1 protein-coding gene is annotated in these 275 nt (G+C 76.7%); it reads right to left on the minus strand.

Annotated elements, in window-relative coordinates; translation table 11 throughout:
• Positions 1-97 precede the first annotated feature (97 nt).
• Positions 98-268 carry a MerR family transcriptional regulator gene (locus SB822_RS56905; protein WP_410859078.1) on the minus strand — a complete coding sequence of 57 codons (171 nt, stop codon included), beginning with the start codon at positions 266-268 and terminating at the stop codon, positions 98-100.
• Positions 269-275 lie beyond the last annotated feature (7 nt).

The raw sequence follows: 275 nt of genomic DNA on the forward strand, positions 1-275 counted from the left end.
GGTCGCCGGAGGCGGTCGTGGCGCTCATGCGCCGGATCTGGAGGAGCAGGAAGGCATGGCCGCGATTGTCGCGGGCCGGGCCCGCGCCCGTCCACGGTCACGTCGGAGCGGCGGCCGGCGGCGTGGCGCCGTCGGCCTGCAGCAGCTCGCGGATCTGCGGCAGCGACAGGCCCTGGTCGCGCGCCTGGCGCAGCCGCAGCACTCGCGCAAGGTCTTCCTGCCCGTAGCGACGGTGTCCGGTCGGCGTGCGCCGCGAACGCGGCAGCAGGCCGAGG

Source organism: Paraburkholderia sp. SIMBA_054 (genome assembly GCF_046534875.1).
GTDB classification, from domain to species: Bacteria; Pseudomonadota; Gammaproteobacteria; order Burkholderiales; family Burkholderiaceae; genus Paraburkholderia; species Paraburkholderia hospita.